Below are 23,992 nucleotides of genomic sequence, written 5' to 3' on the forward strand. Positions count from 1 at the left end.
TGCATGGCTAAAGCAAAAACCCTCGCGCAGGACGACAATGGATACACGCCATGGGCGCGCGTCCGGACAGAAAGCGAAGGGCAGAAGGAAAGGAGGTGTTGCGCTAAAGCGTTACGAGGCATGGCTTTTTCAAGCGAACCGTCAATTATTGCGGCCAGCGCGGCGCCCCTTCGAAGCAGGCGTGCAATGACCGGACGGCAACCGGGAGATGTACCTGAACGCACCGTGCATGCGGCGCTGACAGGTCTCGACAGGCGGACCATGTGACCCTCGTATTATTGTGTTCTGGGTTGATGCCGAGCTTAGCCTCGTTCATTTTTTTACACAACTCCCCCGTAAAAAATAAAACACGCCCCGCTCGGGATAACCCTTCAAGACGAAAATAGCGGATAATGGCACGCCCCGAGATGCAGCAAATCTGCCGTAGATGTGCCATTTAAGGGCATCAGGGTGCTGGCTTGACTTAACCTGGTCTTTCCGATTGACTGGGGTTGCAAGCCCCCCTTGATTGATATTTTTAACAACAAAGGTGTTGCATCATGTCGGTACCCCCGCGTGCCGTTCAGCTTAACGAAGCGAACGCGTTCCTTAAGGAACATCCTGAGGTTCTCTACGTTGACCTTCTGATTGCAGATATGAATGGTGTGGTGCGCGGCAAGCGCATAGAGCGCACCAGCCTCCACAAGGTTTACGAGAAAGGCATCAACCTGCCGGCCTCCCTCTTCGCCCTGGATATCAACGGGTCGACCGTCGAAAGCACAGGCCTGGGCCTGGACATCGGCGATGCCGACCGGATCTGCTACCCAATCCCCGACACTCTCTGCAACGAGCCTTGGCAGAAGCGCCCGACCGCGCAGCTGCTGATGACCATGCACGAGATCGAAGGCGAGCCGTTCTTTGCCGACCCGCGTGAAGTGCTGCGCCAGGTGGTGAGCAAGTTCACCGACCTGGGCCTGACCATCTGCGCCGCGTTCGAGCTGGAGTTCTACCTGATCGACCAGGAGAACGTGAACGGCCGCCCGCAGCCGCCACGCTCGCCGATTTCGGGCAAGCGCCCGCAGTCGACCCAGGTGTACCTGATCGACGACCTCGACGAATACGCCGACTGCCTGCAGGACATCCTCGAAGGCGCGAAGGAACAAGGCATCCCGGCCGACGCCATCGTCAAGGAAAGCGCCCCGGCGCAGTTCGAAGTCAACCTGCACCACGTCGCCGACCCGCTCAAGGCCTGTGACTATGCGGTGCTGCTCAAGCGCCTGATCAAGAACATCGCCTACGACCATGAAATGGACACCACCTTCATGGCCAAGCCCTACCCGGGCCAGGCAGGCAACGGCCTGCATGTACACATCTCCGTGCTGGACAAAGATGGCAACAACATCTTCACCAGCGAGGATCCCGAGCAGAACGCCGCGCTACGTCACGCTGTCGGCGGTGTGCTCGAGACCCTGCCCGCCTCGATGGCGTTCCTCTGCCCGAACGTCAACTCGTACCGCCGTTTCGGCGCGCAGTTCTACGTGCCGAACGCACCGAGCTGGGGCCTGGACAACCGTACCGTGGCGCTGCGCGTGCCGACCGGCTCGCCGGATGCCGTGCGCATCGAACATCGCGTGGCCGGCGCCGACGCCAACCCGTACCTGATGATGGCTGCGGTACTGGCCGGCGTGCACCACGGCCTGACCAACAAGGTCGAACCGGGCGAGCCGATCGAAGGCAACTCGTACGAGCAGCTGGAACAGAGCCTGCCGAACAACCTGCGCGATGCCCTGCGCGAGCTGGACGACAGCGAGATCCTCAACAAGTACATCGATCCGAAGTACATTGACATCTTCGTCGCGTGCAAGGAAAGCGAGCTGGAGGAGTTCGAGCACTCGATCTCCGACCTCGAGTACAACTGGTATCTGCACACCGTGTAAACGAAAACGCCGCCCTCAGGGGCGGCGTTTTTCTTTGCCATCGCATCGCGGGTCAAGCCCGCTCCCACGTGTGCCAGCCCGGGTACACCGTGGGAGCGGACTTGACCCGCGATGGCATCAGAGCGGCTTCTCGAAGATCTTCGAATTTCGCTGGTAGTTGTACAGCGATGCTCGCGCCGCCGGCAGCCGTTCCACGCCACTGGGCGAGAAACCGCGCTCACGGAACCAGTGTGCGGTCCGGGTCGTCAGCACGAACAAGGTGTTGAGCCCCAGCGTGCGCGCCCGCTCCTCGATACGCTCGAGCAGCTCATCGCCACGCCCGCCATGCCGGTACTCCGGGTTCACCGCCAGGCACGCCAGCTCCCCCGCCTCGGAATCGGCGATCGGATAGAGCGCCGCGCAGGCGATGATCATGCCCTCGCGCTCGACCACGCTGAACTGCTCGATCTCCCGCTCCAGCACCTCCCGCGAACGGCGCACCAGGATGCCCTGTTCTTCCAACGGGCTGATCAGTTCCAGCAGGCCGCCGACATCCTCGATGGTCGCCTCGCGTACCACTTCGAACTGCTCCTGGGACACCAGCGTGCCACCGCCCCCGCGGGTGAACAGCTCGGTCAGCAGCGCACCGTCCTCGGCGTAACTGACGATGTGACTGCGCGCCACACCGCCCTTGCAGGCTTCGGCAGCGGCATCCAGCAGCTCGGCCTGGTAGTCGCTGCCCAGTCGCTGCAGGTGCGGCGCGATCTGTTGCGGGCGCAGCTCGCGTACCAATTGCCCACGCTCATCCAGCAGGCCCGGCTCGGCCCCGAACAGCAGCAGCTTGTCGGCCCCCAGCTCGATGGCGGCGCGGGTGGCCACATCTTCGCAGGCCAGATTGAAGATCTCGCCGGTCGGCGAGTAGCCCAGCGGCGACAGCAACACGATGGAACGCTCATCGAGCAGGCGATTGATGCCCTTGCGATCGACCCGGCGCACTTCACCGGTATGGTGATAGTCGACCCCTTCAAGCACGCCGATCGGCCGTGCGGTGACCAGGTTGCCGGAGGCCACGCGCAGGCGCGAGCCCTGCATCGGCGAGGCCGCCATGTCCATCGACAGGCGTGCTTCGATGGCCAGGCGCAGGGCACCGACGGCGTCGATCACGCAGTCCAGTGTCGCCGCGTCGGTGATGCGCATGCCATGGTGGTAGTGCGGGGTCAGGCCACGGCTGGCCAGGCGGCTTTCGATCTGCGGACGTGAGCCGTGTACCAGCACCAGGCGCACGCCCAGGCTGTGCAGCAGCACAAGGTCGTGGACAATGTTGCCGAAGTTCGGGTGCTCGACGCCATCACCGGGGAGCATGACCACGAAGGTGCAGTCGCGGTGGGCGTTGATGTAGGGGGAAGCATGGCGCAACCAGTTGACGTAATCGGGCATGACAAGGCCTGTGGATAAGTGAACGGAGAACGAAAAGGCGCACAACGTTCGAAAGTCATCGTCGGAACAGGCTTGCGGTCACGCGCGGTCTCCTCTGCTCAGGAAGGATCAATGGTTCAGGCAATAGTGCCGGATCAGATCACGCAATAGACGCACGGTAGGCTCGATGCGTGACATTTCAAGGTATTCCCCTGGCTGGTGGGCACAAGCGATGTCACCGGGGCCCAGCACGATGGTCTGGCAACCGAGCTGCTGAAGATAAGGCGCTTCGGTGCCAAAGGCCACCGCTTCGGCACGATGGCCGGTCAGACGCTCGGCCAGGCGCACCAGCTCGCTGTCGGCGGCCTGTTCGAAAGGTGGCACCTCGGGGAACAGTGGCGCGTAATCGATGCGCACTTCATGGCGTTCGGCCAACGGTGCCAGCTTGCCGCGGATCGCTGCGCGCAGCTGCTCAACATCCATGCCCGGCAATGGCCGCAGGTCGAACTCCAGGGCGCACTGGCCACAGATGCGGTTGGGATTGTCGCCGCCATGGATACAGCCAAAGTTCAGGGTCGGCGCAGGCACCGTGAACTGTGGGTTGCGGTACTGCTCCTGCCAGCTGCGGCGCAGCGTCATCAGCTCGCCCATCACCGCATGCATGGCTTCCAGGGCGCTGCGACCCAGGGTCGGATCCGACGAATGGCCACTGCGCCCCAGAATGTCGATGCGGTCCATGAGGATGCCCTTGTGCATGCGGATCGGCTTGAGCCCGGTGGGCTCGCCGATCACCGCCGCCCGCCCGAGGGGCTGGCCGGCCTCGGCCAAGGCCCGGGCGCCGGACATGGAGCTTTCTTCGTCGCAGGTGGCGAGGATCAGCAGCGGCTGTTTGAAATCGTGCTCTAGCAGCGGGATCACCGCCTCGATGACCAGGGCGAAGAAGCCCTTCATGTCGCAGCTGCCCAAGCCGACCCAACGGCCATCGACCTCGGTCAGCTTGAGCGGGTCGCTGCTCCACAGTTGCGGGTCGAAGGGCACCGTGTCGCTGTGCCCGGCCAGCACCAGGCCGCCCGGGCCGGTGCCGCGGCTTGCCAGCAGGTTGAACTTGCCAGGGCTGACCTGTTGGATCTCGCACGTGAAACCCAGGTCACCCAACCAGCCGGCCAGCAGGTCGATGACGGCTCGGTTGGACTGGTCCAGCGCAGCCTGGGTGCAACTGACCGAAGGTGCGGCGATCAGGGCGGCAAACTGGTCTTTCAGCGATGGCAACGGCATGCGCGGACTCCTCGGAAGCGTGAGAGGCATCATAACAACGCGGTCGCCTGGCAGGACAACCCCATACGCCCCTTCGCGGACCGGCAGGCACCACCCGACTCCTGTAGACTGCACACCACGATGCCCCTCCTTCCGAGCCCGCGATGCACAAAGAAACCGAACTCAAACTCCGCGCCAGTCGCGAGACCCTTGCCGCCCTGCGCGAGCACCCGCTGCTGAAAAAGCGCAACAAGTCCGGCTGGCAGACCCGCGAACTGCTCAACCAGTACTTCGACACCCCGGAGCGCGACCTGTCCGCCGCCCGTGTCGCCCTGCGCCTGCGCCGCGATGGCGAGGTCATCATCCAGACCCTCAAGTGCCGCGGCCAGAGCGTGGCCGGCCTGTCCGAGCGCAACGAGTTCGAGTGGCACCTGGACAAGGTCAAGCTCGATCTGAAGAAGCTCGATGGCACCTGCTGGCCCGAGCAACTGGCCGGGCTGGACAAGAAGACCATCAAGCCGCTGTTCACCACCGATTTCACCCGCGAGTACGCTGAAATCGCCTGGGGCCGCGGCAAGGCCAAGGTGGTGATCGAAGCGGCCATCGACCAGGGCTTCGTGATCGCCGGCAAGCGCAAGGAAGAGATCTGCGAGCTGGAATTGGAGCTGCGTGAAGGTGCCCCGGAGGCGCTGTTGGAACTGGCCGCCGAGCTGTCCGCCAGCCTCGCCCTGATGCCATGCGACATCAGCAAGGCCGAGCGCGGCTACCGCCTGCTCGATCCGGACAGCTACGAGCTGGGCCTGCCCGCGACCGAGCTGCACGCCGAGATGCCGCTGGACGACGCCTACGCCGCCCTGGCCTGGCAACTGCTGGGCAGCAGCCAGCGCCTGGCCGAGCAGTATCGCCACAATGGCCACTGGCGCCTGCTGCAGGACTGGGTCCGCTGCCTGGCCGAACTGCGCGCCATCACCGCCAGCCTCGGCCAGGCGGCACCGCGCCCGACCACCCGAGCCTTGCGCGCCAGCCTCGATGCGCTGCTGGAAGACTGGCGCCCGCTGGTACTGGCCGGCAACGATGACGAAGACATCCGCCGCGCCGCGCCCGAGCAGTTCGCTGAAGAGCTGGAAGACCCGCGCTGGGGCCAGTTCTCCCTGGAGACCGCACGCTGGCTGACCGCCCGCACCTGGACCGTCGAGCGCAAGGGCCGTGGCGAGCGCCAGGGCAAGGCGCAGCTGGCCAGCTGGCTGCAGCACTTGCTGGGCGAGGAAGCCCGCGCCCTGAAGCTGCCGCTGTATGTACAGCGTCCGGAGGACCTGGCCGAGCAGCTGCCGCGCATCGAGACCGTGCAAACTTGGCTGCACCACGCCCGCCAGGTACTCGACCTGCCACAGCTGGACCGTCTGTACGGCGAGCTGAACAAGCTTCACGAGCTGGCCGAACTGCCGCTGCTGGAGGAAGACAAGGGCGAACTGCTGGAGGCCCGCATCGAACAGGCTCGCGCCATCGAGCAGAACCGCGCCTGGAAGCACCTGCTCAAGGCCTGAGTCCGCACCGCCCGCTCCTGCACTCGTGGGAGCGGGCTTGCCCCGCGATTGGCGCTTCAGGGCCTCAGCGGCAGGCTCGTGGTCGACTTGATCTCCGACAACGCCACGATCGAGTTAACTTCCTGAATACCCGGCACGTTCGACAGCTTTTCGAAGAAGAACCGCTCGTAAGCCTCGATGTCCGAGGTGACGATACGCAGCAGGAAGTCCACCGCCCCCATCAGCACATAACATTCCAGCACTTCGGGAAAACCGCGGATCGCCTCGGTGAACTCGGCGAAGTTCGAACGGCCATGGGCGTTGAGCTTCACTTCGGCGAAGATCTGCGTGTTCAGCCCTACCTTCTTGCGGTCCAGCAGCGTCACCTGGCCGCGAATCACGCCCTCCTCTCTCAGGCGCTGAATGCGCCGCCAGCAAGGTGACTGCGACAGGCCCACACGCTCGGCGATCTGCGCGCTGGACAGCGAGGCGTCGTCTTGCAGCAGTTCAAGGATGCGCCGGTCATAAGCGTCCAATTCGCCAAGCATTATTAATTCTCCAATTTGCATTTTTGCGAATTAAAAAATTCGCTGTAGCGCAATATTGGCGAATCATAGCGAAAAAATACCCGGTGTGACGTGCAAGAATTTCTCCACTTTCGCGGAGACCCAGCATGAACGCACTCGAACGGCCCCTCAACTTGCCCCGCCTCGACGCCTGGGCCGCCAACACTGTCCACTGCACGGTGCACTACCGCCTGCAGGCCGACGCCGAACCGGACAGCCTGTGCCGCGTGCTCAACCTGTTCGCCTTGCAATTCCTCACCCCGCACAGCGTCAACGTGAGCCAGTGCGACGATCTGCTGGACGTGGCGATCGGCGTCGGCGGCCTGAGCTGGCACCGGGCCGAAGTGATCGCGCAGAAACTGCGCAACCTGGTCTGCGTCAGCGAAGTGTGCCTGGCGAACCTGCCACAGCTTGCGGAGGTAGCCCGCCGTTGAAACCGCCAGGCAATGTCCGGAAACCCTTTGCACCGACACCTTGCGTCCCGCACGGCTAGCCTTGCCCAGGCCTCTGAAGCTCGGCAAGGACGCTTCCATGCTCGCCAACGACCACCATGATCTTGACCTCAATCGCCTGCTGGATGCCTTGCTGGCTGAGCAGCGGATCGCCCCCGAAGCCGCTCTCGCGGCACTCGAGCGCGGCAAGACCCACCCTGCTGAACATCCCTTGGAACTGATCGCCGCCATCGGCCACCCGCTGGAGCTGGACGCCCTGTGCCGCTGGCTGGCAGACCGGGTAGGCCAGCCTTTTCTGGTAATCGACCCCTTGCAGGTCGACCTGGTGCGCGTGGCCGGGCTGATGTCCGCAGCCTTCGCCCAGCGCCATGGCATCCTCGCCGTGGCCGTGGATGAATACAGTGTCACGGTGGCCAGCGCGCAGCCTTATCAACACGAATGGGAGGCAGACCTGAGCCGTAGCCTGGGCAAGGCAGTGCGTCGGGTGCTGGCCAGTCCGCGGCAGCTCCGCCAGCTGCGCCCGACCTTCCTGGGCCTGGCCCACTCCGTGCGCGGCGCGGGCCTTGGCCAGTTGCCCCGTCTCGGCGAGCTGGAGCAACTGCTCGAACTGGGTGCCAGGCAAGCCCAGGCCAGCGCGGACGATGCCCATATCGTGCACATCGTCGACTGGATGCTGCAGTACGCCATCGAGCAGCGCGCCAGCGATATCCACCTGGAGCCCCGCCGTGAACAAGGCCATCTGCGCCTGCGCATCGATGGCCTGCTGCACGCGGTGTATGCCTTCCCGGCCAGCGTCACACTGGCTATGGTCAGCCGGCTGAAGCACCTGGGCCGCATGAACGTCGCCGAAAAACGCCGGCCACAGGACGGCCGCCTGAAAACCCGCCTGCCCAGCGGCGCCGAGGTGGAACTGCGCCTGTCCACCCTGCCCACCCCGTTCGGCGAGAAGCTGGTGCTGCGCCTGTCCGACCCTCAGCAACTGCACGACAGCCTAGAAACCCTGGGCCTGGAGGGCGCGTTGCTGGAGCAGTGGCTGGCCCTGCTGCAACAGCGCCAGGGCATCCTGCTGGTGACGGGGCCGACCGGCTCGGGCAAGACCAGCACCCTCTATGCCAGCCTCCGGCACCTGGCCACTCCCCAGGTCAACCTGTGCAGCATCGAAGACCCGATCGAGCGTCTTGAACCGATGATCAACCAGTTGCAGGTCCAGCCCAGCCTGGAGCTGGACTTCGCCAGCGGTGTCCGTGCCCTGCTGCGCCAGGACCCGGACATCATCATGATCGGCGAAATCCGCGACCGGGAAACCGCTCAGGTGGCCGTGCAGGCGGCCCTCACCGGGCATCTGGTGTTGTCGACCCTGCATACCCAGGACGCCTGCGGCGCGATCACCCGCTTGTTGGAGCTTGGCGTCGCCGACTACCTGATCCGGGCGACTCTGATCGGGGTCATGGCCCAGCGCCTGGTGCGCACGCTATGTCGCGCTTGTCTGGACCTGCCCCCGCAGGATCGCCAGGCCTGCCCGCAATGCAGGGGTACGGGTTTCCATGGGCGTACCGGGCTGTTCGAACTGCTCCAGGTCAGCACCGCTTTGCGCGAACGGATCACCCCCGCCAGCGACCTCGCCGCCCTGCGGCAACAGGCCGAGGTAGACGGGTTGCGTGACCTTCGACGGCACGGTGGTGACCGGGTCGTCCAGGGCAGGACCTGTACCGAAGAGGTCCTGCGGGTCTGTGGATAACCAAGAAATCCCCTTTGTGGCCGGGAACTTGGGGCAGTGAGAAACGCTCAAATCGGCATCTCAACCGCCCTCATACACCGAGGTGATTCATCATGCGTTTCAAAACAGCCATCGCAGCCACCGTCCTGTTCTCGCTGCCCCTTGGCTCCGCCATGGCCGACACGTTCTGGCGCAATATCATCTCCTCCGGCGCGACTACCGCCTCGACCTACCTGACGTTCAAGGACCACAAGCTGATCGTCGCCGCCCAAGACGACGCCGGCAGCTTCGTTGCCAGTGATGGCGCCATTCGCGGGCCGTTCCTGGAAGCCGCAATCCGCCAGGTGCGCGCGGACAACCCGGGCGTGCAGGCCAGTGACATGGAACTGGCCAACGCGATCCTGGCCAAGAACGCTGTGGCCGAGTAAGCCCATTCCTGCTGTGTCGGTGGATCGCTAGCTCAGCGATAAGCCTCCACCGGCACGCACGCGCAGAACAGATTCCTGTCCCCATACACGTTGTCGACCCGGTTCACCGCCGGCCAGTACTTGTGCTGGCGGGCGTGAGCGCTGGGGGCGATGCCCTGTTCAATGCTGTAGGGCCGGTTCCACGGCGCCAGCACATCGGCCAGGGTGTGCGGTGCATGCTTGAGCGGGTTGTCCTCCGCAGGCCAGTTGCCGTCCTGCACCTGCGCGATCTCGGCGCGGATCGCCAGCATCGCTTCGACGAAACGATCCAGCTCGGCCTTCGACTCGCTTTCGGTGGGCTCGACCATCAACGTGCCCGGTACCGGGAACGACATGGTCGGGGCATGGAAGCCATAGTCCATCAGGCGCTTGGCCACGTCCTCCTCGGTAATGCCGGTCAGCGCCTTGAGCGGGCGCAGGTCGAAGATGCACTCATGGGCCACCCGCTGGTTGCGCCCACGGTAGAGCACCGGGAAGGCATCGCGCAGCTGGCTGGCCAGGTAATTGGCGGACAAGATCGCCACCTCGCTGGCATCGGCCAGCTGCGGCCCCATCATGGCGATGTACATCCAGCTGATCGGCAGGATGCTGGCGCTGCCCCAAGGCGCCGCGCTCACCGCGCTGTTGTTCGGGTCCAGCCCCGGCACCGGCACCACCGGGTGGCTGGCCACGAACGGCTTGAGATGAGCACGGATGCCGATGGGCCCCATGCCCGGGCCACCGCCGCCATGGGGGATGCAGAAGGTCTTGTGCAGGTTCATGTGCGAGACATCGGCACCGATGTCCGCCGGCCGCGTCAGCCCTACCTGGGCATTGAGATTGGCGCCGTCCATGTAAACCTGCCCGCCAAGCTGGTGCACCACCTCGCAGATCTCGCGGATGCCCTCTTCATACACCCCATGAGTGGACGGGTAGGTCACCATCAGGCACGACAGCCGCTCGCCGGCCTGGCGCGCCTTGGCCTTGAGGTCGTCGAGGTCGACGTTGCCATCCCCGTCGCACTCGACGATCACCACCTCCATGCCGGCCATCTGCGCCGACGCCGGGTTGGTGCCATGGGCCGAGGACGGGATCAGGCAGATCGTGCGCCCGGCTTGGTGGCGGCTGCGGTGGTAACGAGTGATCGCCATCAGCCCGGCGTACTCGCCCTGGGCGCCCGAGTTGGGCTGCATGCAGATGGCATCGAAGCCGGTGATGGCGCACAGCCAGGCTTCGAGCTCGTCGATCATCGCCTTGTAGCCTTGCACCTGCGCCGCCGGGGCGAACGGATGCGGTTGGGCGAACTCAGGCCAGGTGATGGGGATCATCTCGCTGGTGGCGTTGAGCTTCATGGTGCACGAGCCCAGCGGGATCATCGACTGGTTGAGTGCCAGGTCCTTGTTCTCCAGCTGCTTGAGGTAGCGCAGCATCTCGGTCTCGCTGTGGTGCAGGTTGAACACCGGGTGCTGCAGGATCGGCGTGCGCCTCACCAGCGCGCCAGGGATGCCTTCGGGCAGGGCCTGCTGGTCGAGGGCGGCAATGTCCAGGCCGTGGTCGACGCCGAGGAAAATGTCGAACAGCTTGAGCACCGTGGCCTCGTCGCAGGTTTCGTCCAGGCTCACCCCCAGATGGCCACGGCCAAGGATGCGCAGGTTGATGCGGGCGTCCTCGGCGCTTTCGATGATCGCCCCCTGGGTGCCGCCGACGTCCAGCGTCAGGGTGTCGAAGAAATGCTGGTTGAGGCGCTTGATGCCCTTGGCCTCGAGCCCGGCGGCCAGGACGAAGGTCAGCCGGTGCACGCGCTGGGCGATGCGCTGCAAGCCCTCAGGCCCGTGATAGACAGCATAGAAGCCGGCGATGTTGGCCAGTAGCACCTGGGCCGTGCAGATGTTGGAGTTGGCTTTCTCGCGACGTATATGTTGCTCGCGTGTCTGCAGGGCCATGCGCAGCGCAGTGTTGCCACGGGCATCACGTGATACGCCGATGATGCGCCCGGGCATCGCCCGCTTGTAGTCGTCGCGGCAGGCGAAATAGGCCGCGTGCGGCCCGCCATAACCCATGGGCACGCCAAAGCGTTGGGTCGAGCCGAGCACCACGTCGGCCCCCAGTTCGCCGGGCGGTGTCAGCACCACCAGGCTGAGGATGTCGGCGGCGACGCAGGCCAGGGCCTGCTGACCGTGCAACTGGTCGATCAGCGGGCGCAGGTCGCGGACCTCGCCGTGAGTGTCCGGGTACTGCAGCAACGCCCCGAACACCTTGTGCTTGCCCAGGTTGTCCACGGTGTCGACGATCAACTCGAAGCCAAAGCCTTCGGCACGGGTCTTGAGCACCGACAGGGTTTGCGGGTGGCAGTGCTCGTCGGCGAAGAAGGCGTTGCTCTTGCTGCGCGCCACGCGCTTGGCCAGTGCCATGGCTTCGGCGGCAGCGGTGGCCTCGTCAAGCAGCGAGGCATTGGCCAGGGGCAGGCCGGCAAGGTCGATGATCATTTGCTGGAAGTTCAACAGCGCCTCCAGCCGGCCTTGGGCGATTTCTGGTTGGTAAGGCGTGTAGGCGGTGTACCAGCCAGGGTTCTCCAGCACGTTGCGCAGGATGACCGTGGGGGTAATGGTGGGGTGGTAGCCCATGCCGATCAGGTTGGTCCACAGCTGGTTCTGCGCAGCGTGGCCCGCGAGTTTGGCCAGTGCAGCCTGCTCATCGAGGGCCGGCGGCAGGTCGAGCGGGCGATTGAAGCGGATGCCCGGCGGCACCGTCTGCTCGATCAGTTCACTGCGGCTGGCGACGCCGAGGGCGTCGAGCATGGCCTGCTGCTCCTGGGCATCAGGCCCCAGGTGGCGACGCAGGAAAGGGTTGGACTCTTGCAGTTGGCTCAGCGATGGTGACTGGGACATGGCGACGATCTCTTCCTGGACCAGCTCTCATGGAGACTTACAAGTCTAGGAAGGATTGCCGAATGTGCGGGGATTATTGCGTTTGCCGTGCAGCCCTTATCGCGGGGCAAGCCCGCTCCCACAAGGAACACACTATGGGAACGGGCATGCCCCGCGATGAGGGCGGCCCTGTTACTCGCCGATCAGCGCTGCATAGCCTGCTGCGTCCAGCAGCTTGTCCAGCTCGGACTTGTCACTTGGCTTGAGCTTGAAGATCCAGGAATCGTAAGGCTCGGAGTTCAGAAGCTCCGGCGCATCGCTGAGCTCTTCGTTGACCGCGATCACTTCACCACCCACCGGCGCATAGATATCCGAGGCGGCCTTGACGGACTCGACCACGCCAGCAGCGTCGCCGGCGGCGAACACCTTGCCGACTTCGGTCAGCTCGACGAACACCACGTCGCCCAGTGCTACCTGGGCATGGTCACTGATACCCACGGTCACCGTGCCATCGGCTTCCAGGCGAGCCCACTCGTGGCTTTCGGCAAAACGCAGGTCGGCGGGGATTTGGCTCATTGTCTTGTATTCCTCGTAATGGGTCAGCGGACGGCCCGCCGTTAATGTTCAGATCAGGATCTTGCCATGGCGCACGAAGGTCGGCTTGACCACTCGCACCGGGTACCACTTGCCGCGAATTTCCACCTCGGCCCGGTCACCGGTGGCCATGGGCACGCGGGCCAAGGCAATGGATTTGCTCAGCGTAGGCGAGAAACTACCACTGGTGATCTCCCCTTCACCAATCCCGGATACACGGACCACCTGATGCGCGCGCAATACGCCACGCTCCTCGAGCACCAGGCCGACCAGTTTTTCCTTGACGCCCTGTTCGATTTCCGCGAGCAGGCCGCTGCGGCCGATAAATTCGCGCCCGACCGGCTCCCAGGCGACGCTCCAGCCCAGGTTGGAGGTCAACGGGGTATGGGCTTCATCGATATCCTGGCCATACAGGTTCATGCCGGCTTCCAGGCGCAGCGTATCGCGGGCGCCCAGGCCACTCGGGGCGATACCGGCGCCGACCAGGTCGTTGTAGAACGCCGGGGCCTGTTCGCCCGGAAGAATGATTTCCAGCCCGTCTTCCCCGGTATAGCCGGTGCGGGCGATGAACCAGTCACCGTCGGCGAGGCCTTCGAAGGGGCGCAGCTCGCGGATCAGCGCGGCCCGCGAGGCGCTGAGCAGGGCAGCGACCTTTTCTCGGGCGTGAGGCCCCTGGATGGCGAGAATGGCCAGTTCAGGCCGTGCCTTGAAATTCACCTTGAAGCCTTCGCTGCGGGTCTGCAGCCAGGCCAGCACCTTGTCGCGGGTGGCGGCATTGGCCACCAGGCGATAACCGTCTTCGGTGCGGTAGGCGATGAGATCGTCAATGACCCCGCCCTCGGCATTGAGCAGCGGGCTGTAGAGGGCCTTGCCGGGGGTTTCCAGGCGCGTCACGTCGTTGGCCAGCAGGTGCTGCAGCCAGGGCGTGGCGGCGCAGCCATCGATATCGATGACCGTCATGTGGGAAACATCGAACACCCCGCAATCACTGCGCACCTGGTGGTGCTCCTCGACTTGCGAGCCGTAGTGCAGGGGCATGTCCCATCCGCCGAAATCGACCGTCTTGGCGCCAAGCGCCAGGTGCAGGTCATACAGAGGCGTACGCTGTCCCATGGGTTTCTCCTTCCGGGCGTGGCGAGGCGGCGGCGGTCGGCGATGTTCAAGCATCACCTGTTCTTGTAGGACCCGTCGCTGCGAATGCCGCGCATTGTAGCCGCAAGGGAGCTGCGTGACACCCTCAGCGCGGATGCCCCGGACGATGGGCCGAACGGCGGATCAGGCCGATCACCGGCAGCAGGCCGACCAGTACCAGGGTCAACGCTGGCAGCGAAGCACGCGCCCATTCGCCCTCGCTAGTCATCTCGAACACGCGCACGGCCAAAGTGTCCCAGCCAAACGGGCGCATCAACAAAGTCGCCGGCATCTCCTTGAGTACATCGACGAATACCAGCAGGGCGGCACTGAGGGCGCCGGGCACCAGCAACGGCAGATACACCTTGAAAAACAATCCTGGGCCACCGACCCCGAGGCTGCGCGACGCTTCCGGAAGCGATGGGCGGATCCGCTCCAGGCTGCTCTCCAGCGGACCATAGGCCACAGCGATGAACCGGACCAGATAAGCCAGCAACAATGCCGACAAGCTTCCCAGCAACATCGGTTTGCCAGCCCCACCCAACCACTGGGACAGCGGCACTACCAGCTCGTTGTCCAGGTAGCTGAACGCCAACATGATCGACACGGCCAGCACCGAGCCGGGCAAGGCGTACCCCAGGTTGGCCAAGCCGACCCCGGCGCGGATACCAGCGGTCGGGGCCTGCCGCCTGGCGAACGCCAGCAGCATGGCCACGCTGACCGTGATCAACGCCGCCATGGCACCGAGGTACAGGGTGTGCATGACCAGGCCGAGATAACGCTCGTCGAGGTCGTGCCGACCCCGCTGCCAGAGCCACGCCAGCAACTGCAGCATCGGGATGACGAAGGCACAGGCGAACACCAGCAGGCACCAGACACTGGCAGCCAACGCCTTGATACCCCGCAAGTGATAAAGCGCCTGTGCCCTCGGGCGTTCGTTGCCACTGCGGCTGGCCCCTCGGGCCCGGCGCTCGCCGTACAGCACCAGGATCACGGCCAGCAACAGCAGGCTGGCCAGTTGCGCCGCGCTGGACAGGCTGAAGAAGCCGTACCAGGTCTTGTAGATGGCTGTGGTAAAGGTGTCGAAATTGAATACTGCCACCGCGCCGAAATCGGCCAGGGTCTCCATCAATGCCAGGGCGATGCCGGCGCCGATGGCCGGCCGCGCCATGGGCAAGGCCACCCGCCAGAACGCCTGCAGCGGTGACAGCCCCAACACCCGCGCCGCCTCCATCAAGCCCTTGCCCTGGGCCAGGAACGCTGTGCGCGCCAGCAGGTAGACGTAGGGGTAGAACACCAGCACCAATACCGTGATCACGCCACCGGTGGAGCGCACCCTGGGCAGGCGCATGGGCCCGAACACCTCGCGCAGCGCCGTCTGCACGGGGCCTGCAAAATCGAGCAGGCCGACGAAGACGAACGCCAGCACATAGGCCGGGATGGCGAACGGTAGCATCAAAGCCCAGTCCAGCCACCGCCGGCCGGGGAACTCGCAGAGGCTGGTGAGCCAGGCCAAACTCACCCCCAGCACGGTCACGCCAAGACCTACGCCGACCACCAGGGTCAGGGTGTTGCCCAGCAGGCGACTCATCTGGGTGTCGAGCAGGTGCGACCAAATCTGCATGTCGACCGACTGCCATGACAACAGCAAGACGCTGAGCGGCAGCAGGACCAGGGCGGCGACCAGCAAGACCGGGAGGTACCAGCGACGTTGGGGGGTGTGGGCCAAATGGAAAATCTCGAGGGCTGTGCGATAGCATCGCGGGGCAAGCGCGCTCCCACAACTTTGCGAGAGCGGGCTTGCCCCGCGATCGGTTCTCAAGGATAAGGCGGTGGACTCAGTTCCAGCCAGCCCGATCCATCAAGCGAATGGCTTCGGCCTGGCGCTTGCCAGCGACTTCCACCGGAATGCTGTCGGCCTTGAAGCTACCCCAGGCCGCCACTTCCGAAGACGGTTTCACCTTCGGGTTGGCCGGGAATTCCTGGTTGATGTCGGCGAACAGCTTCTGCGCCTCCTCGCCGGTCATCCACTCCACCAGTTTCTTTGCCGCTTCCGGGTGCGGCGCATGCTTGGTCAGGCCGATACCCGACAGGTTGACGTGCACACCGCGGTCACCCTGGTTGGGCCAGAACAGCTTCACCGGCAGATCGGGCTTTTCCTTGTGCAGACGGCCGTAGTAATAGGTGTTGACGATACCCACGTCGCACTGGCCGGCGGCAATGGCCTGAAGCACTGCGGTGTCGTCGGAGAACACGTCGGTGGACAGGTTGTTGACCCAGCCCTTGATCAGTTTCTCGGTCTCGGCCTCGCCATGGTTCTCGATCAGGGTGGCGGTCAGCGACTGGTTGTAGACCTTCTTCGCCGTGCGCAGGCACAGGCGGCCTTCCCAATGTTGGTCGGCCAGGGCTTCGTAGGTGCTCAGTTCGGCAGGTTTGACCCGGTCGGTGGAGTAGGCGATGGTCCGCGCGCGCAGGCTCAGGCCAGTCCAGTCGTGGGACGAGGCGCGGTACTGCGGCGGAATGTTCTGGTCGATGGTGGCCGACTTGATCGGTTGCAGGATGCCCATCTGCTCGGCTTGCCAGAGGTTGCCGGCATCGACGGTGAGCAGCAGGTCGGCCACGCCGTTCTCGCCCTCGGCCTTGATGCGCTGCATCAAAGGGGCTTCCTTGTCGGTGATGAACTTGATCTTGACGCCGGTCTTGGCGGTGTAGGCGTCGAACACCGGCTTGATCAGCTCGTCGATGCGCGAGGAGTACACCACCACTTCTTCCGCCGCCTGGGCGGTGCCGCCGAACAGAGTGAGGGCCAGTGCGGCCAGTAGGGGCTTGCGGGGCAACATTGGGGGTACTCCTCGCTGGGTTGAGAGGTGCAAATGGTAGTGAATCCCATTTTCCCGCTCATCTGCTTAGCCGTTACCGGATGTTGCAAGGGGCTGCTGCGCAGCCCCAGCGACCCTCAGGCCTTGGCCAACTCCGGCAGGTCCCCGGACAACCCCAATGCCTGGCGCACGAACAGCGCCTTGGCCTCCGGCATCTGCTCCACCAGTTTCAGCCCACTGTTGCGTAACCAGCGCAGCGGCAACGGGTTGGCCTGGAACAACCGCTCGAAGCCTTCCATCGCCGCCATCAGCGCCAGGTTGTGCGGCATGCGCCGTCGTTCAAAACGGCTCAGCACCTTCACATCGGCCAGGCGCTCGCCGCGCTCGCTGGCACGTACCAGCTCTTCGGCCAGCACGGCGGCATCGAGGAAGCCCAGGTTGACCCCCTGCCCCGCCAGCGGATGGATGGTGTGGGCGGCGTCACCGATCAGCGCCAGCCCTTCATCGACATAACGCTTGGCATGGCGCTGGCGCAGCGGCACGCAGACCCGCGGATCAGCCTCGAGCACGTCACCCAGGCGGCCTTCGAAGGCACGCTCAAGCGCCTTGCGGAACGCCACGTCGTCCAGCGCCATGGCCTGCTCGGCCTGCTCCGGCGTGGTCGACCAGACAATCGAACACCAGTCCTGGCGGCCATCACGCGACAGCGGCAGGAACGCCAGCGGGCCTTCATCCGTAAAGCGTTGCCAGGCCGTGGCGCGGTGCGCCTCGCTACAACGCACGCTGGTGACGATAGCGTGGTGCAGGTAATCCCATTCGCGTGTTTGGCAGCCCGCCAGGCGACGCACCGCCGAGTTGGCGCCATCAGCGGCGACCACCAGCGGCGCGCGCAGCTTGCGACCATCGGCCAAGGTCACCAGCCATTCGTCGCCGGAGCGGCGCAACTGCTCCAGGCGGGCATTGGCCAGCAGCCCGACATCGCTGTCGTGCAGACGCTCCAGCAGGCCGTCCTGGACCACGCGATTCTCGACGATATGCCCCAGCACCTCGGCGTGCACGCTGGCCGCAGAAAAATGAATCTCGCCGGTGCCGCTGCCATCCCAGACGTGCATGTCCGAGTAGGGCGAAACCCGGCGCCGGGCGATGCCCTCCCAGGCTCCCAGGCGCTCGAGAATGCGCTGGCTGGCGGCCGACAGGGCACTGACCCTGGGTTCGAAAGGCGCCTCGCCGTCAAACGGCTTGACCGACAAAGGACCGCCGTCGAGCAGGAGCACCTCCAGGCCACTGTGGCGCAAGGCCAGGGCCAGGGCGCTGCCGACCATGCCGGCACCGACAATCAACAGATCTGCGCGCATTTCCATGCCTTACGCCTGCCTCGCTTGCGGCTTGAGCCGCACGTATAAAGTTTTGTCGACCCGCGCCACCAGCTCGCCGGCGCCATCGCGGATCTCCACCTGCAACCGCGGCAGGTACTTCTTGCCGCTGGCGGTCTGCTGGCGGATCTCGTCGAGCAGCGCGTCGTCGACGTGGAACTGGGCATACACCGGGCCCTTGCCCGGCGAGATGAAATCGATGGAGGCGGCCTTGTCCCAGACGATGTACTCGCGCCCCAGTTGCTCGATCAGCAGCAGCATGTAGAACGGGTCGACCATCGCGTACAGGCTGCCGCCGAACTGGGTGCCGACGTAGTTGCGATTCCACCGCGTCAGCTTCATGCGCACCTTGACGCTGCGCATGTCCGGGCTGATTTCCTGGATGTGGATGCCGGCACCCAGGTACGGCGGGTAGACGTTCAGCAACCAGCGCAGCATCCGCGCTCGCCGTGCGAGCCGGCGCGCAGCGCTCATGGGTGGCCCCGCGGATCGGGGCGAGTGCCGAGGCCCATGGCCTGGCGGGCGAACCAGCTTTTCGCCGGTGGCAGCAGGTCCAGCCCGAGCAGGCCGATGTTGCGCCCGGCCGCCAGCAGCGGCTGGCTGCTGCCGAACACACGGGTGACCTGGTCAGAGAAGCCGATGGTCAGGGCCTGGTCGAGGCGCTGGCGCTGGTGATAGGCCTGCAACGTGGCGAGATCGCCCGGCAGCGCCGGGCCGGCCAGTAGCGCATCCGCCAGCGACTGCACATCACGCAGCGACAGGTTGAAGCCTTGGCCTGCTATAGGGTGCAGGCTATGGGCGGCATTGCCCAGCACCACCAGGTGCGGGCGCACCTGCTCCTCGGCCTCCACCAGCGCCAGCGGGTAGAGATGGCGGGCTCCGACCTGGCGCAGGGCACCGAGGCGGTAGCCAAAGGCTTCCTGCAGCTCGCGCAGGAAGCTGCGCTCGTCGAGCTCGGCCAGGCGTTTGGCGTCCATCCCCTGACGGGTCCATACCAGCGCGCAGCGGTTGTCCGCCAGCGGCAGTAAGGCCATCGGGCCTTGCTCGGTGAAGCGCTCGAACGCCTGCCCGGCATGGGCCTCGCCTGGGGTGATGTTGGCGATCAGCGCGCTCTGGTCATACGGCGTGTGGCGTACATGGATGCCCAACTGCTCGCGCAGGCCCGAACGGCCACCATCGGCCAGCACCGCCAGGTCGCATTCCAGCGTGGTGTCGTCGTCAAGCTGCAGCCGATAGCCACCGGCGATGGCCTGCATCGCCTGCACTTGCGCCGGGCAGCGCCAGCTGACCACCTCGTTGTCGATGGCCTGCCACAGGCACTGGCCGAGCCAGGCGTTCTCCACCACATAGCCAAGTGCCGGCACGCCTTCCTCCAGCGCATCCAGGCGCGTGGCGCCGAAGCGGCCACGGTCGGACACCTGGATCTGCCGGATCGGCTCGGCGCGGCGGCTGATGGCCTGCCACAACCCCAGCCGCTCGTAGATCTGCCGGGTGCCGTAGGACAGCGCCGAAGAACGCGCGTCGTAGCTGGGCTGGAAGCTGTCGCCCGGAGCGAACGGCTCGATCAGCAGGATCGTCCAGCCACGCGCCTTGGCCGCGGCCTGCAGCGTCAGGGCCAGGCTGGCGCCCACCAGGCCGCCACCGATGATCGCCAGGTTGACCCGGTTCATGCGGCGTCCTTGCGGGCTTCGTGCATCAGCGCCTCGATCTCGGCGACCGTGCGCGGCACGCCTGAAGTGAGGATTTCACAGCCTTGTCTGGTTACCACCACGTCGTCCTCGATCCTTACGCCGATGCCGCGCCATTTCTTCGCCACGGCCTGGTTGTCGGCCGCGATATAGATGCCCGGTTCGACGGTCAACGCCATGCCCGGCTCGAGCACGCGCCACTGGCCACCGACCTTGTATTCGCCCACGTCGTGCACATCCATGCCCAGCCAGTGCCCGGCGCGGTGCATGTAGAAGGCACGGTAGGCCTCGCTGTCGATCAGCGCCTGCACCTCGCCCTTGAGCAGGCCCAGCGCCACCAGCCCTTCGGTGATCACCCGCACGGTCGCCTCGTGGGCATGGTTCCAGTGCTTGCCCGGGGCGATCTCGGCGAACGCCGCGGCCTGGGCCGCGAGCACCAGCTCGTAGATGGCTTTCTGCTCGGGCGAGAAGCGCCCGCTGACCGGGAAGGTGCGGGTGATGTCGCTGGCGTAGCAGTCGATCTCGCAACCGGCGTCGATCAGCACCAGGTCACCGTCCTTGAGCGGCGCATCATTCTGCTGATAGTGCAGGATGCAGCCATTGCGCCCGGCGGCGACGATCGAGCCGTAGGCCGGCATCTTCGCCCCACCCTTGCGGAACTCGTAGTCCAGTTCGGCTTCCAGGCTGTACTCATGCAGCCCTGCACGGCAGGCCTGCATGGCGCGCACATGGGCACGGGCGGAGATCGCCGCGGCCTCGCGCATGACCTTCACTTCCGCCGCCGATTTATACAGGCGCATGTCGTGCAGCAGATGATCCAGGGCAACGAACTCGTTCGGCGGCTGGGCGCCCAGGCGCGCCTTGGAGCGGATCACATTGATCCACTCCATCAGCCGGCGGTCGAATTCGGGATTGCCGCCCATGTTGCTGTAGACCCGCTCGCGGCCCTCGATCAGGCCCGGCAGGATCTCGTCGATATCGCTGATGGGGAAGGCATCGTCGGCGCCGAAATCACTCACCGCGCCTTCCTGGCCGGCCCGCAGGCCGTCCCACTGCTCGCGCTCTGGATTGCGCTCGCGGCAGAACAGCACGTACTCGCCATGCTCGCGGCCCGGGATCAGCGCGATCACCGCCTCGGGTTCGGGGAAGCCGCTCAGGTACTGGAAATCGCTGTCCTGGCGATAGACATGCTCGACGTCGCGGTTACGAATGGCGACTGCGGCGGCGGGCAGGATGGCGATGCTGTTGGGGACCATCTGCGCCATCAGCGCCTTGCGCCGACGGGCGTACTCCGCCTTGGGTATGTGGCTCATGGGCAAACGACCCCGATCAGATCAGTGCAGCGATGGCTTTGGCGCGGGCGCTTCGGGCTTGGCCAGCTCGGTGTACAGCAGCAGCGGGGCGACGCGCAGGTACTCCATGACTTCCATGTAGTCGCTTTCGCCGTCCTCGGATTCTTCCAGCGCTTCCTGGACCTGCGAGATGGCCACCAGGTCCTGGAGCACTTCCTTGGCATCGGTGGACAAGTCCTTGCCACCGGCGTTCAGGCCGAAACCGGTGATGAAGCCCTGGCACCACTGGCCCAGCGCGGTGGCGCGGTCGCTGAGTGCGGCATCATCGGAAGGCAACAGCAGGACGATGGCGACGTCGTCGCCGGTCAGCTCGGCCTTGACCATCTCTTGCAGGCCGACCAGGGCGTTGCGGACAGTGTCACCGGGCTCGGTCTCGAGCAGCTGGGCGGCGTCGGCCAGCCAGGCATCGGCATCGAAGCCGGCGCCGGCGCAGCTGCGGCCGATCAGCAGGCCATGCAGCTCGGCGGGGGTGACTGGGTGGCCATTGCTCGAAAGCAACATGGCGAAGGCAATGTAGGGCGATTGGGTATTGGGCATGGGCAGCTAGGCGCCAGACGGCGCAATGACTAGAATGGAGACCTTGTATCCTAGCACCGGCAGGCGCGCCAAGACCATCGGCACTGGCCGTCGCGCCCTTGGGGCAGGCATGATCGCCAGGCGAGTCAAGGAATCGAGTGCAATCCATGCAAGAGAACGACCTGCAAGCGCTGATGAGCCGGTTCGAGTTGCTGATCGAACGGGTCGAGCAACTAAAGCGGCAAAACGCACTCTTAGTAGCTCAGGAACGATCCTGGCGCGAGGAGCGCGCCCACCTGATCGAAAAGAACGAGATCGCCAAACGCAAGATCGAATCGATGATCCTGCGCCTCAAGGCCCTGGAGCAAGACTCATGAGTTCAAGCAATAGCGTCACCGTCCAGATCCTCGACAAGGAATACTCGATCATCTGCCCGCCCGAGGAGCGCAACAACCTGGTCGGTGCCGCCCGTTACCTGGATGGCAAGATGCGCGAGATCCGCAGCAGCGGCAAGGTGATCGGCGCCGACCGTATCGCCGTGATGGCCGCGCTGAACATCACCCATGAGCTGCTGCACCGTCAGGAACGTCCCGAAGTGGCCAGCGGCGGCACCACCCGCGAACAGGTGCGTGACCTGCTGGAGCGGGTCGACCAGGCGCTCTCCGACGATCCGGTTAGCAAAAGCGACTGAGATTGGTATACTGGCGCCACTCCCTGGGGGATGCGCCAGTCGGTTATGTCCCTGAGCCGATACGCACAACCACGGGGGTTGCACGCTGGGGCCGGTGTGCATGTCCGCCCGACGGAAAGCCTTAACGCCCCCTGCAATCTCCACCTTGAACTTTCGGGTTCAAGGGCTACACCGATAGCGGTCTTGTCGGGGAGCCTGCTTTCAGAACTGCCCGCCTCCAACGGCGGGCTTTTCGTTTCTTCAGGGATCGCCCGTGCCATGACCGACACCGCGCCGCTCACCCGCCCCCAGCTTCGCCGCCTCCTGCGCAACGCCCGCCGCGCCCTCACACCCGTCCAGCAACGCCAGGCCGCCGAGGGCCTCTATCGCCAGTTGGCGCAGCATCCACTGTTCCGCCGCGCCCGGCATATCGCCCTGTACCTGCCCAATGATGGCGAGATCGACCCGCGCCTGCTGCTGCGTGAAGCGCACAGACGCGGCAAGTTTGTCTACCTGCCGGTGCTGCACGCCTGGCCCGCCACGCGCATGGTGTTCCAGCGTTTCGAGCCAGGCGAGAAGCTGCGCCCCAACCGGTTCGGCATCGCGGAGCCGGTGGTGGAGCGCAAACGTCAACGGCCGATCTGGGCGCTGGACCTGATCCTGCTGCCGCTGGTCGGTTTCGATGAGAGGGGGGGGCGCCTGGGCATGGGCGGGGGCTTCTATGACCGCAGCCTGGCCTACCAGGGCCGGCGCAAGGCCTGGAAAAAACCATTGCTGCTGGGGCTGGCGCATGAATGCCAGAAGGTGGAGCGGCTCAACCAGGCAAGCTGGGATGTACCGTTGCAAGGCACGGTGTCAGACCGTGGTTGGTACCTGGCGGCGAAATGAACCCGCGATCAGCGTTGCTGTTGCTGCGCCGGATCGACGGGCGCCTGCTGATAGGCGGCATCGAGCTTGCGCTCCCACAAACCTTGCGCGTAACCGGTGGTGACCACGCCCAGGCCGAAGATGAAGGCCAGGATCCAGAGCAGGTCCGGTTTACGTTGTTTCATTGATTGCCCCCCAAGAACAACTGTCCAGGCTCGGCGGCTTTCTTGATGGCTGCCGGAGCGTATAGCTTAAAATCGGCGCATTTTCCGACAACATGAGTCGCTAGGCAAACGTTGACGCCAACCGACTGTCGGTTTCATGCAACGAGTTATTTCAAACTCTTTCAGGAGCAGCATCCATGGCCTACTGGCTGATGAAATCCGAGCCCGACGAGCTCTCCATCGAAGCCTTGGCACGCCTGGGCAGCGCCCGTTGGGACGGAGTACGCAACTACCAGGCGCGCAATTTCCTGCGGGCCATGAGCGTAGGCGACGAGTTCTTCTTCTATCACTCCAGCTGCCCGCAACCAGGGATCGCCGGCATTGCCCGGATCAGCGCCGCGGCCTACCCGGACCCGACTGCCCTCGACCCGCAAAGCCACTACCACGACGCCAAGGCCAGCGCCGAGAAGAACCCGTGGAGCGCGGTGGATGTCGAGCATGTGCAGACCTTCCGACAGGTACTCGGCCTGGGCCTGCTCAAGCAGCAGGCGGCACTGGAGGAACTGCCACTGGTGCAAAAGGGCAGCCGCCTGTCGGTGATGCCGGTGACCGCCGAACAATGGGCCGCGATCCTCGCGCTGAGCTGATTGTGCGTCTATTGTCAGGGGTTTGATCAATATCA

At 64.9% G+C, this 23,992-nt stretch carries 23 protein-coding genes and 1 other RNA gene; 10 read left to right on the top strand and 14 right to left on the bottom strand.

Annotated features, from left to right (window positions below; translation table 11 throughout):
* Positions 1 to 539 precede the first annotated feature (539 nt).
* On the top strand, positions 540 to 1,916 hold the full coding sequence (locus tag ACVWY1_RS01855) for a glutamine synthetase family protein (RefSeq protein ID WP_038707015.1): 1,377 nt from the start codon (positions 540 to 542) through the stop codon (positions 1,914 to 1,916).
* Positions 1,917 to 2,033: 117 nt separating this feature from the next.
* Here the strand turns inward: ACVWY1_RS01855 and argA are convergent, their stop codons facing one another.
* Together argA and argE are read right to left on the bottom strand one after the other, a co-directional pair.
* Entirely contained in the window at positions 2,034 to 3,332 is a 1,299-nt protein-coding gene (argA, locus tag ACVWY1_RS01860; RefSeq protein WP_102685077.1) for an amino-acid N-acetyltransferase, read from the bottom strand.
* Positions 3,333 to 3,440: 108 nt separating this feature from the next.
* Entirely contained in the window at positions 3,441 to 4,586 is a 1,146-nt protein-coding gene (argE, locus tag ACVWY1_RS01865; protein WP_139674381.1) for an acetylornithine deacetylase, read from the bottom strand.
* 143 nt (positions 4,587 to 4,729) lie between these two features.
* Here argE and ACVWY1_RS01870 point away from each other — a divergent pair, with 143 nt between their 5' ends.
* A complete protein-coding gene (locus ACVWY1_RS01870) occupies positions 4,730 to 6,109 on the top strand; it encodes a CYTH domain-containing protein (RefSeq protein ID WP_102685075.1) in 1,380 nt (459 codons plus the stop codon).
* Positions 6,110 to 6,165: 56 nt separating this feature from the next.
* Here the strand turns inward: ACVWY1_RS01870 and ACVWY1_RS01875 are convergent, their stop codons facing one another.
* Positions 6,166 to 6,636 carry an Lrp/AsnC family transcriptional regulator gene (locus tag ACVWY1_RS01875; protein WP_023631494.1) on the bottom strand — a complete coding sequence of 157 codons (471 nt, stop codon included), beginning with the start codon at positions 6,634 to 6,636 and terminating at the stop codon, positions 6,166 to 6,168.
* Between the two features lie 125 nt (positions 6,637 to 6,761).
* On the opposite strand from ACVWY1_RS01875, the gene ACVWY1_RS01880 reads away from it, so the two are divergent.
* From ACVWY1_RS01880 to ACVWY1_RS01890, 3 genes are all read left to right on the top strand, one after another.
* Positions 6,762 to 7,088, top strand: a complete 327-nt coding sequence (locus tag ACVWY1_RS01880) for a hypothetical protein (RefSeq protein ID WP_094010951.1) — start codon at positions 6,762 to 6,764, stop codon at positions 7,086 to 7,088.
* Between the two features lie 97 nt (positions 7,089 to 7,185).
* Positions 7,186 to 8,844 carry a GspE/PulE family protein gene (locus tag ACVWY1_RS01885; RefSeq protein WP_277502304.1) on the top strand — a complete coding sequence of 553 codons (1,659 nt, stop codon included), beginning with the start codon at positions 7,186 to 7,188 and terminating at the stop codon, positions 8,842 to 8,844.
* Between the two features lie 92 nt (positions 8,845 to 8,936).
* Positions 8,937 to 9,251, top strand: a complete 315-nt coding sequence (locus ACVWY1_RS01890; RefSeq protein ID WP_102685073.1) for a DUF2388 domain-containing protein — start codon at positions 8,937 to 8,939, stop codon at positions 9,249 to 9,251.
* A 32-nt stretch (positions 9,252 to 9,283) separates the two neighbouring features.
* Here the strand turns inward: ACVWY1_RS01890 and gcvP are convergent, their stop codons facing one another.
* From gcvP to ACVWY1_RS01940, 10 genes are all read right to left on the bottom strand, one after another.
* On the bottom strand, positions 9,284 to 12,157 hold the full coding sequence (gene gcvP / locus ACVWY1_RS01895) for an aminomethyl-transferring glycine dehydrogenase (RefSeq protein ID WP_277502305.1): 2,874 nt from the start codon (positions 12,155 to 12,157) through the stop codon (positions 9,284 to 9,286).
* 171 nt (positions 12,158 to 12,328) lie between these two features.
* On the bottom strand, positions 12,329 to 12,712 hold the full coding sequence (gcvH, locus tag ACVWY1_RS01900; RefSeq protein WP_277502306.1) for a glycine cleavage system protein GcvH: 384 nt from the start codon (positions 12,710 to 12,712) through the stop codon (positions 12,329 to 12,331).
* A 48-nt stretch (positions 12,713 to 12,760) separates the two neighbouring features.
* A complete protein-coding gene (gene gcvT, locus ACVWY1_RS01905; RefSeq protein ID WP_277502307.1) occupies positions 12,761 to 13,843 on the bottom strand; it encodes a glycine cleavage system aminomethyltransferase GcvT in 1,083 nt (360 codons plus the stop codon).
* Positions 13,844 to 13,967: 124 nt separating this feature from the next.
* A complete protein-coding gene (locus ACVWY1_RS01910) occupies positions 13,968 to 15,590 on the bottom strand; it encodes an ABC transporter permease (RefSeq protein WP_139674400.1) in 1,623 nt (540 codons plus the stop codon).
* Between the two features lie 109 nt (positions 15,591 to 15,699).
* The gene (locus tag ACVWY1_RS01915; protein WP_277502308.1) at positions 15,700 to 16,701 is read right to left on the bottom strand and encodes an extracellular solute-binding protein; all 1,002 of its coding nucleotides are present in this window, start codon (positions 16,699 to 16,701) and stop codon (positions 15,700 to 15,702) included.
* Between the two features lie 116 nt (positions 16,702 to 16,817).
* Positions 16,818 to 18,035, bottom strand: a complete 1,218-nt coding sequence (locus ACVWY1_RS01920; RefSeq protein WP_277505517.1) for a 2-octaprenyl-3-methyl-6-methoxy-1,4-benzoquinol hydroxylase — start codon at positions 18,033 to 18,035, stop codon at positions 16,818 to 16,820.
* Between the two features lie 9 nt (positions 18,036 to 18,044).
* Positions 18,045 to 18,527, bottom strand: a complete 483-nt coding sequence (locus ACVWY1_RS01925) for a DUF4442 domain-containing protein (protein WP_110697164.1) — start codon at positions 18,525 to 18,527, stop codon at positions 18,045 to 18,047.
* Positions 18,524 to 19,723 carry a 2-octaprenyl-6-methoxyphenyl hydroxylase gene (gene ubiH, locus ACVWY1_RS01930; RefSeq protein ID WP_457377722.1) on the bottom strand — a complete coding sequence of 400 codons (1,200 nt, stop codon included), beginning with the start codon at positions 19,721 to 19,723 and terminating at the stop codon, positions 18,524 to 18,526. Before ubiH ends, ACVWY1_RS01925 begins: the two co-directional genes overlap by 4 nt.
* Positions 19,720 to 21,054, bottom strand: a complete 1,335-nt coding sequence (pepP, locus tag ACVWY1_RS01935; protein ID WP_102685065.1) for a Xaa-Pro aminopeptidase — start codon at positions 21,052 to 21,054, stop codon at positions 19,720 to 19,722. The genes ubiH and pepP overlap by 4 nt, the downstream gene beginning before the upstream one ends.
* 21 nt (positions 21,055 to 21,075) lie before the next feature.
* Positions 21,076 to 21,630 carry a YecA/YgfB family protein gene (locus ACVWY1_RS01940; RefSeq protein WP_038707024.1) on the bottom strand — a complete coding sequence of 185 codons (555 nt, stop codon included), beginning with the start codon at positions 21,628 to 21,630 and terminating at the stop codon, positions 21,076 to 21,078.
* Between the two features lie 146 nt (positions 21,631 to 21,776).
* On the opposite strand from ACVWY1_RS01940, the gene ACVWY1_RS01945 reads away from it, so the two are divergent.
* The 4 genes from ACVWY1_RS01945 to ACVWY1_RS01960 all read left to right on the top strand — a co-directional run bounded on the left by ACVWY1_RS01945 (position 21,777) and on the right by ACVWY1_RS01960 (position 23,167).
* On the top strand, positions 21,777 to 21,986 hold the full coding sequence (locus tag ACVWY1_RS01945) for a TIGR02449 family protein (protein ID WP_023631616.1): 210 nt from the start codon (positions 21,777 to 21,779) through the stop codon (positions 21,984 to 21,986).
* The gene (locus ACVWY1_RS01950) at positions 21,983 to 22,300 is read left to right on the top strand and encodes a cell division protein ZapA (protein WP_023631617.1); all 318 of its coding nucleotides are present in this window, start codon (positions 21,983 to 21,985) and stop codon (positions 22,298 to 22,300) included. The genes ACVWY1_RS01945 and ACVWY1_RS01950 overlap by 4 nt, the downstream gene beginning before the upstream one ends.
* A 17-nt stretch (positions 22,301 to 22,317) precedes the next feature.
* Positions 22,318 to 22,497, top strand: a non-coding RNA gene (ssrS, locus tag ACVWY1_RS01955) — 6S RNA.
* 61 nt (positions 22,498 to 22,558) lie between these two features.
* Positions 22,559 to 23,167, top strand: coding sequence for a 5-formyltetrahydrofolate cyclo-ligase (locus tag ACVWY1_RS01960; RefSeq protein WP_457377723.1), 609 nt, complete (start codon positions 22,559 to 22,561; stop codon positions 23,165 to 23,167).
* A gap of 8 nt (positions 23,168 to 23,175) precedes the next feature.
* Here the strand turns inward: ACVWY1_RS01960 and ACVWY1_RS01965 are convergent, their stop codons facing one another.
* A complete protein-coding gene (locus ACVWY1_RS01965) occupies positions 23,176 to 23,331 on the bottom strand; it encodes a hypothetical protein (RefSeq protein ID WP_457377724.1) in 156 nt (51 codons plus the stop codon).
* A gap of 176 nt (positions 23,332 to 23,507) precedes the next feature.
* Here ACVWY1_RS01965 and ACVWY1_RS01970 point away from each other — a divergent pair, with 176 nt between their 5' ends.
* Positions 23,508 to 23,957, top strand: a complete 450-nt coding sequence (locus ACVWY1_RS01970; RefSeq protein ID WP_046853722.1) for an EVE domain-containing protein — start codon at positions 23,508 to 23,510, stop codon at positions 23,955 to 23,957.
* Positions 23,958 to 23,992 lie beyond the last annotated feature (35 nt).

The sequence above is a fragment of the Pseudomonas sp. TE6288 genome (assembly GCF_054062095.1).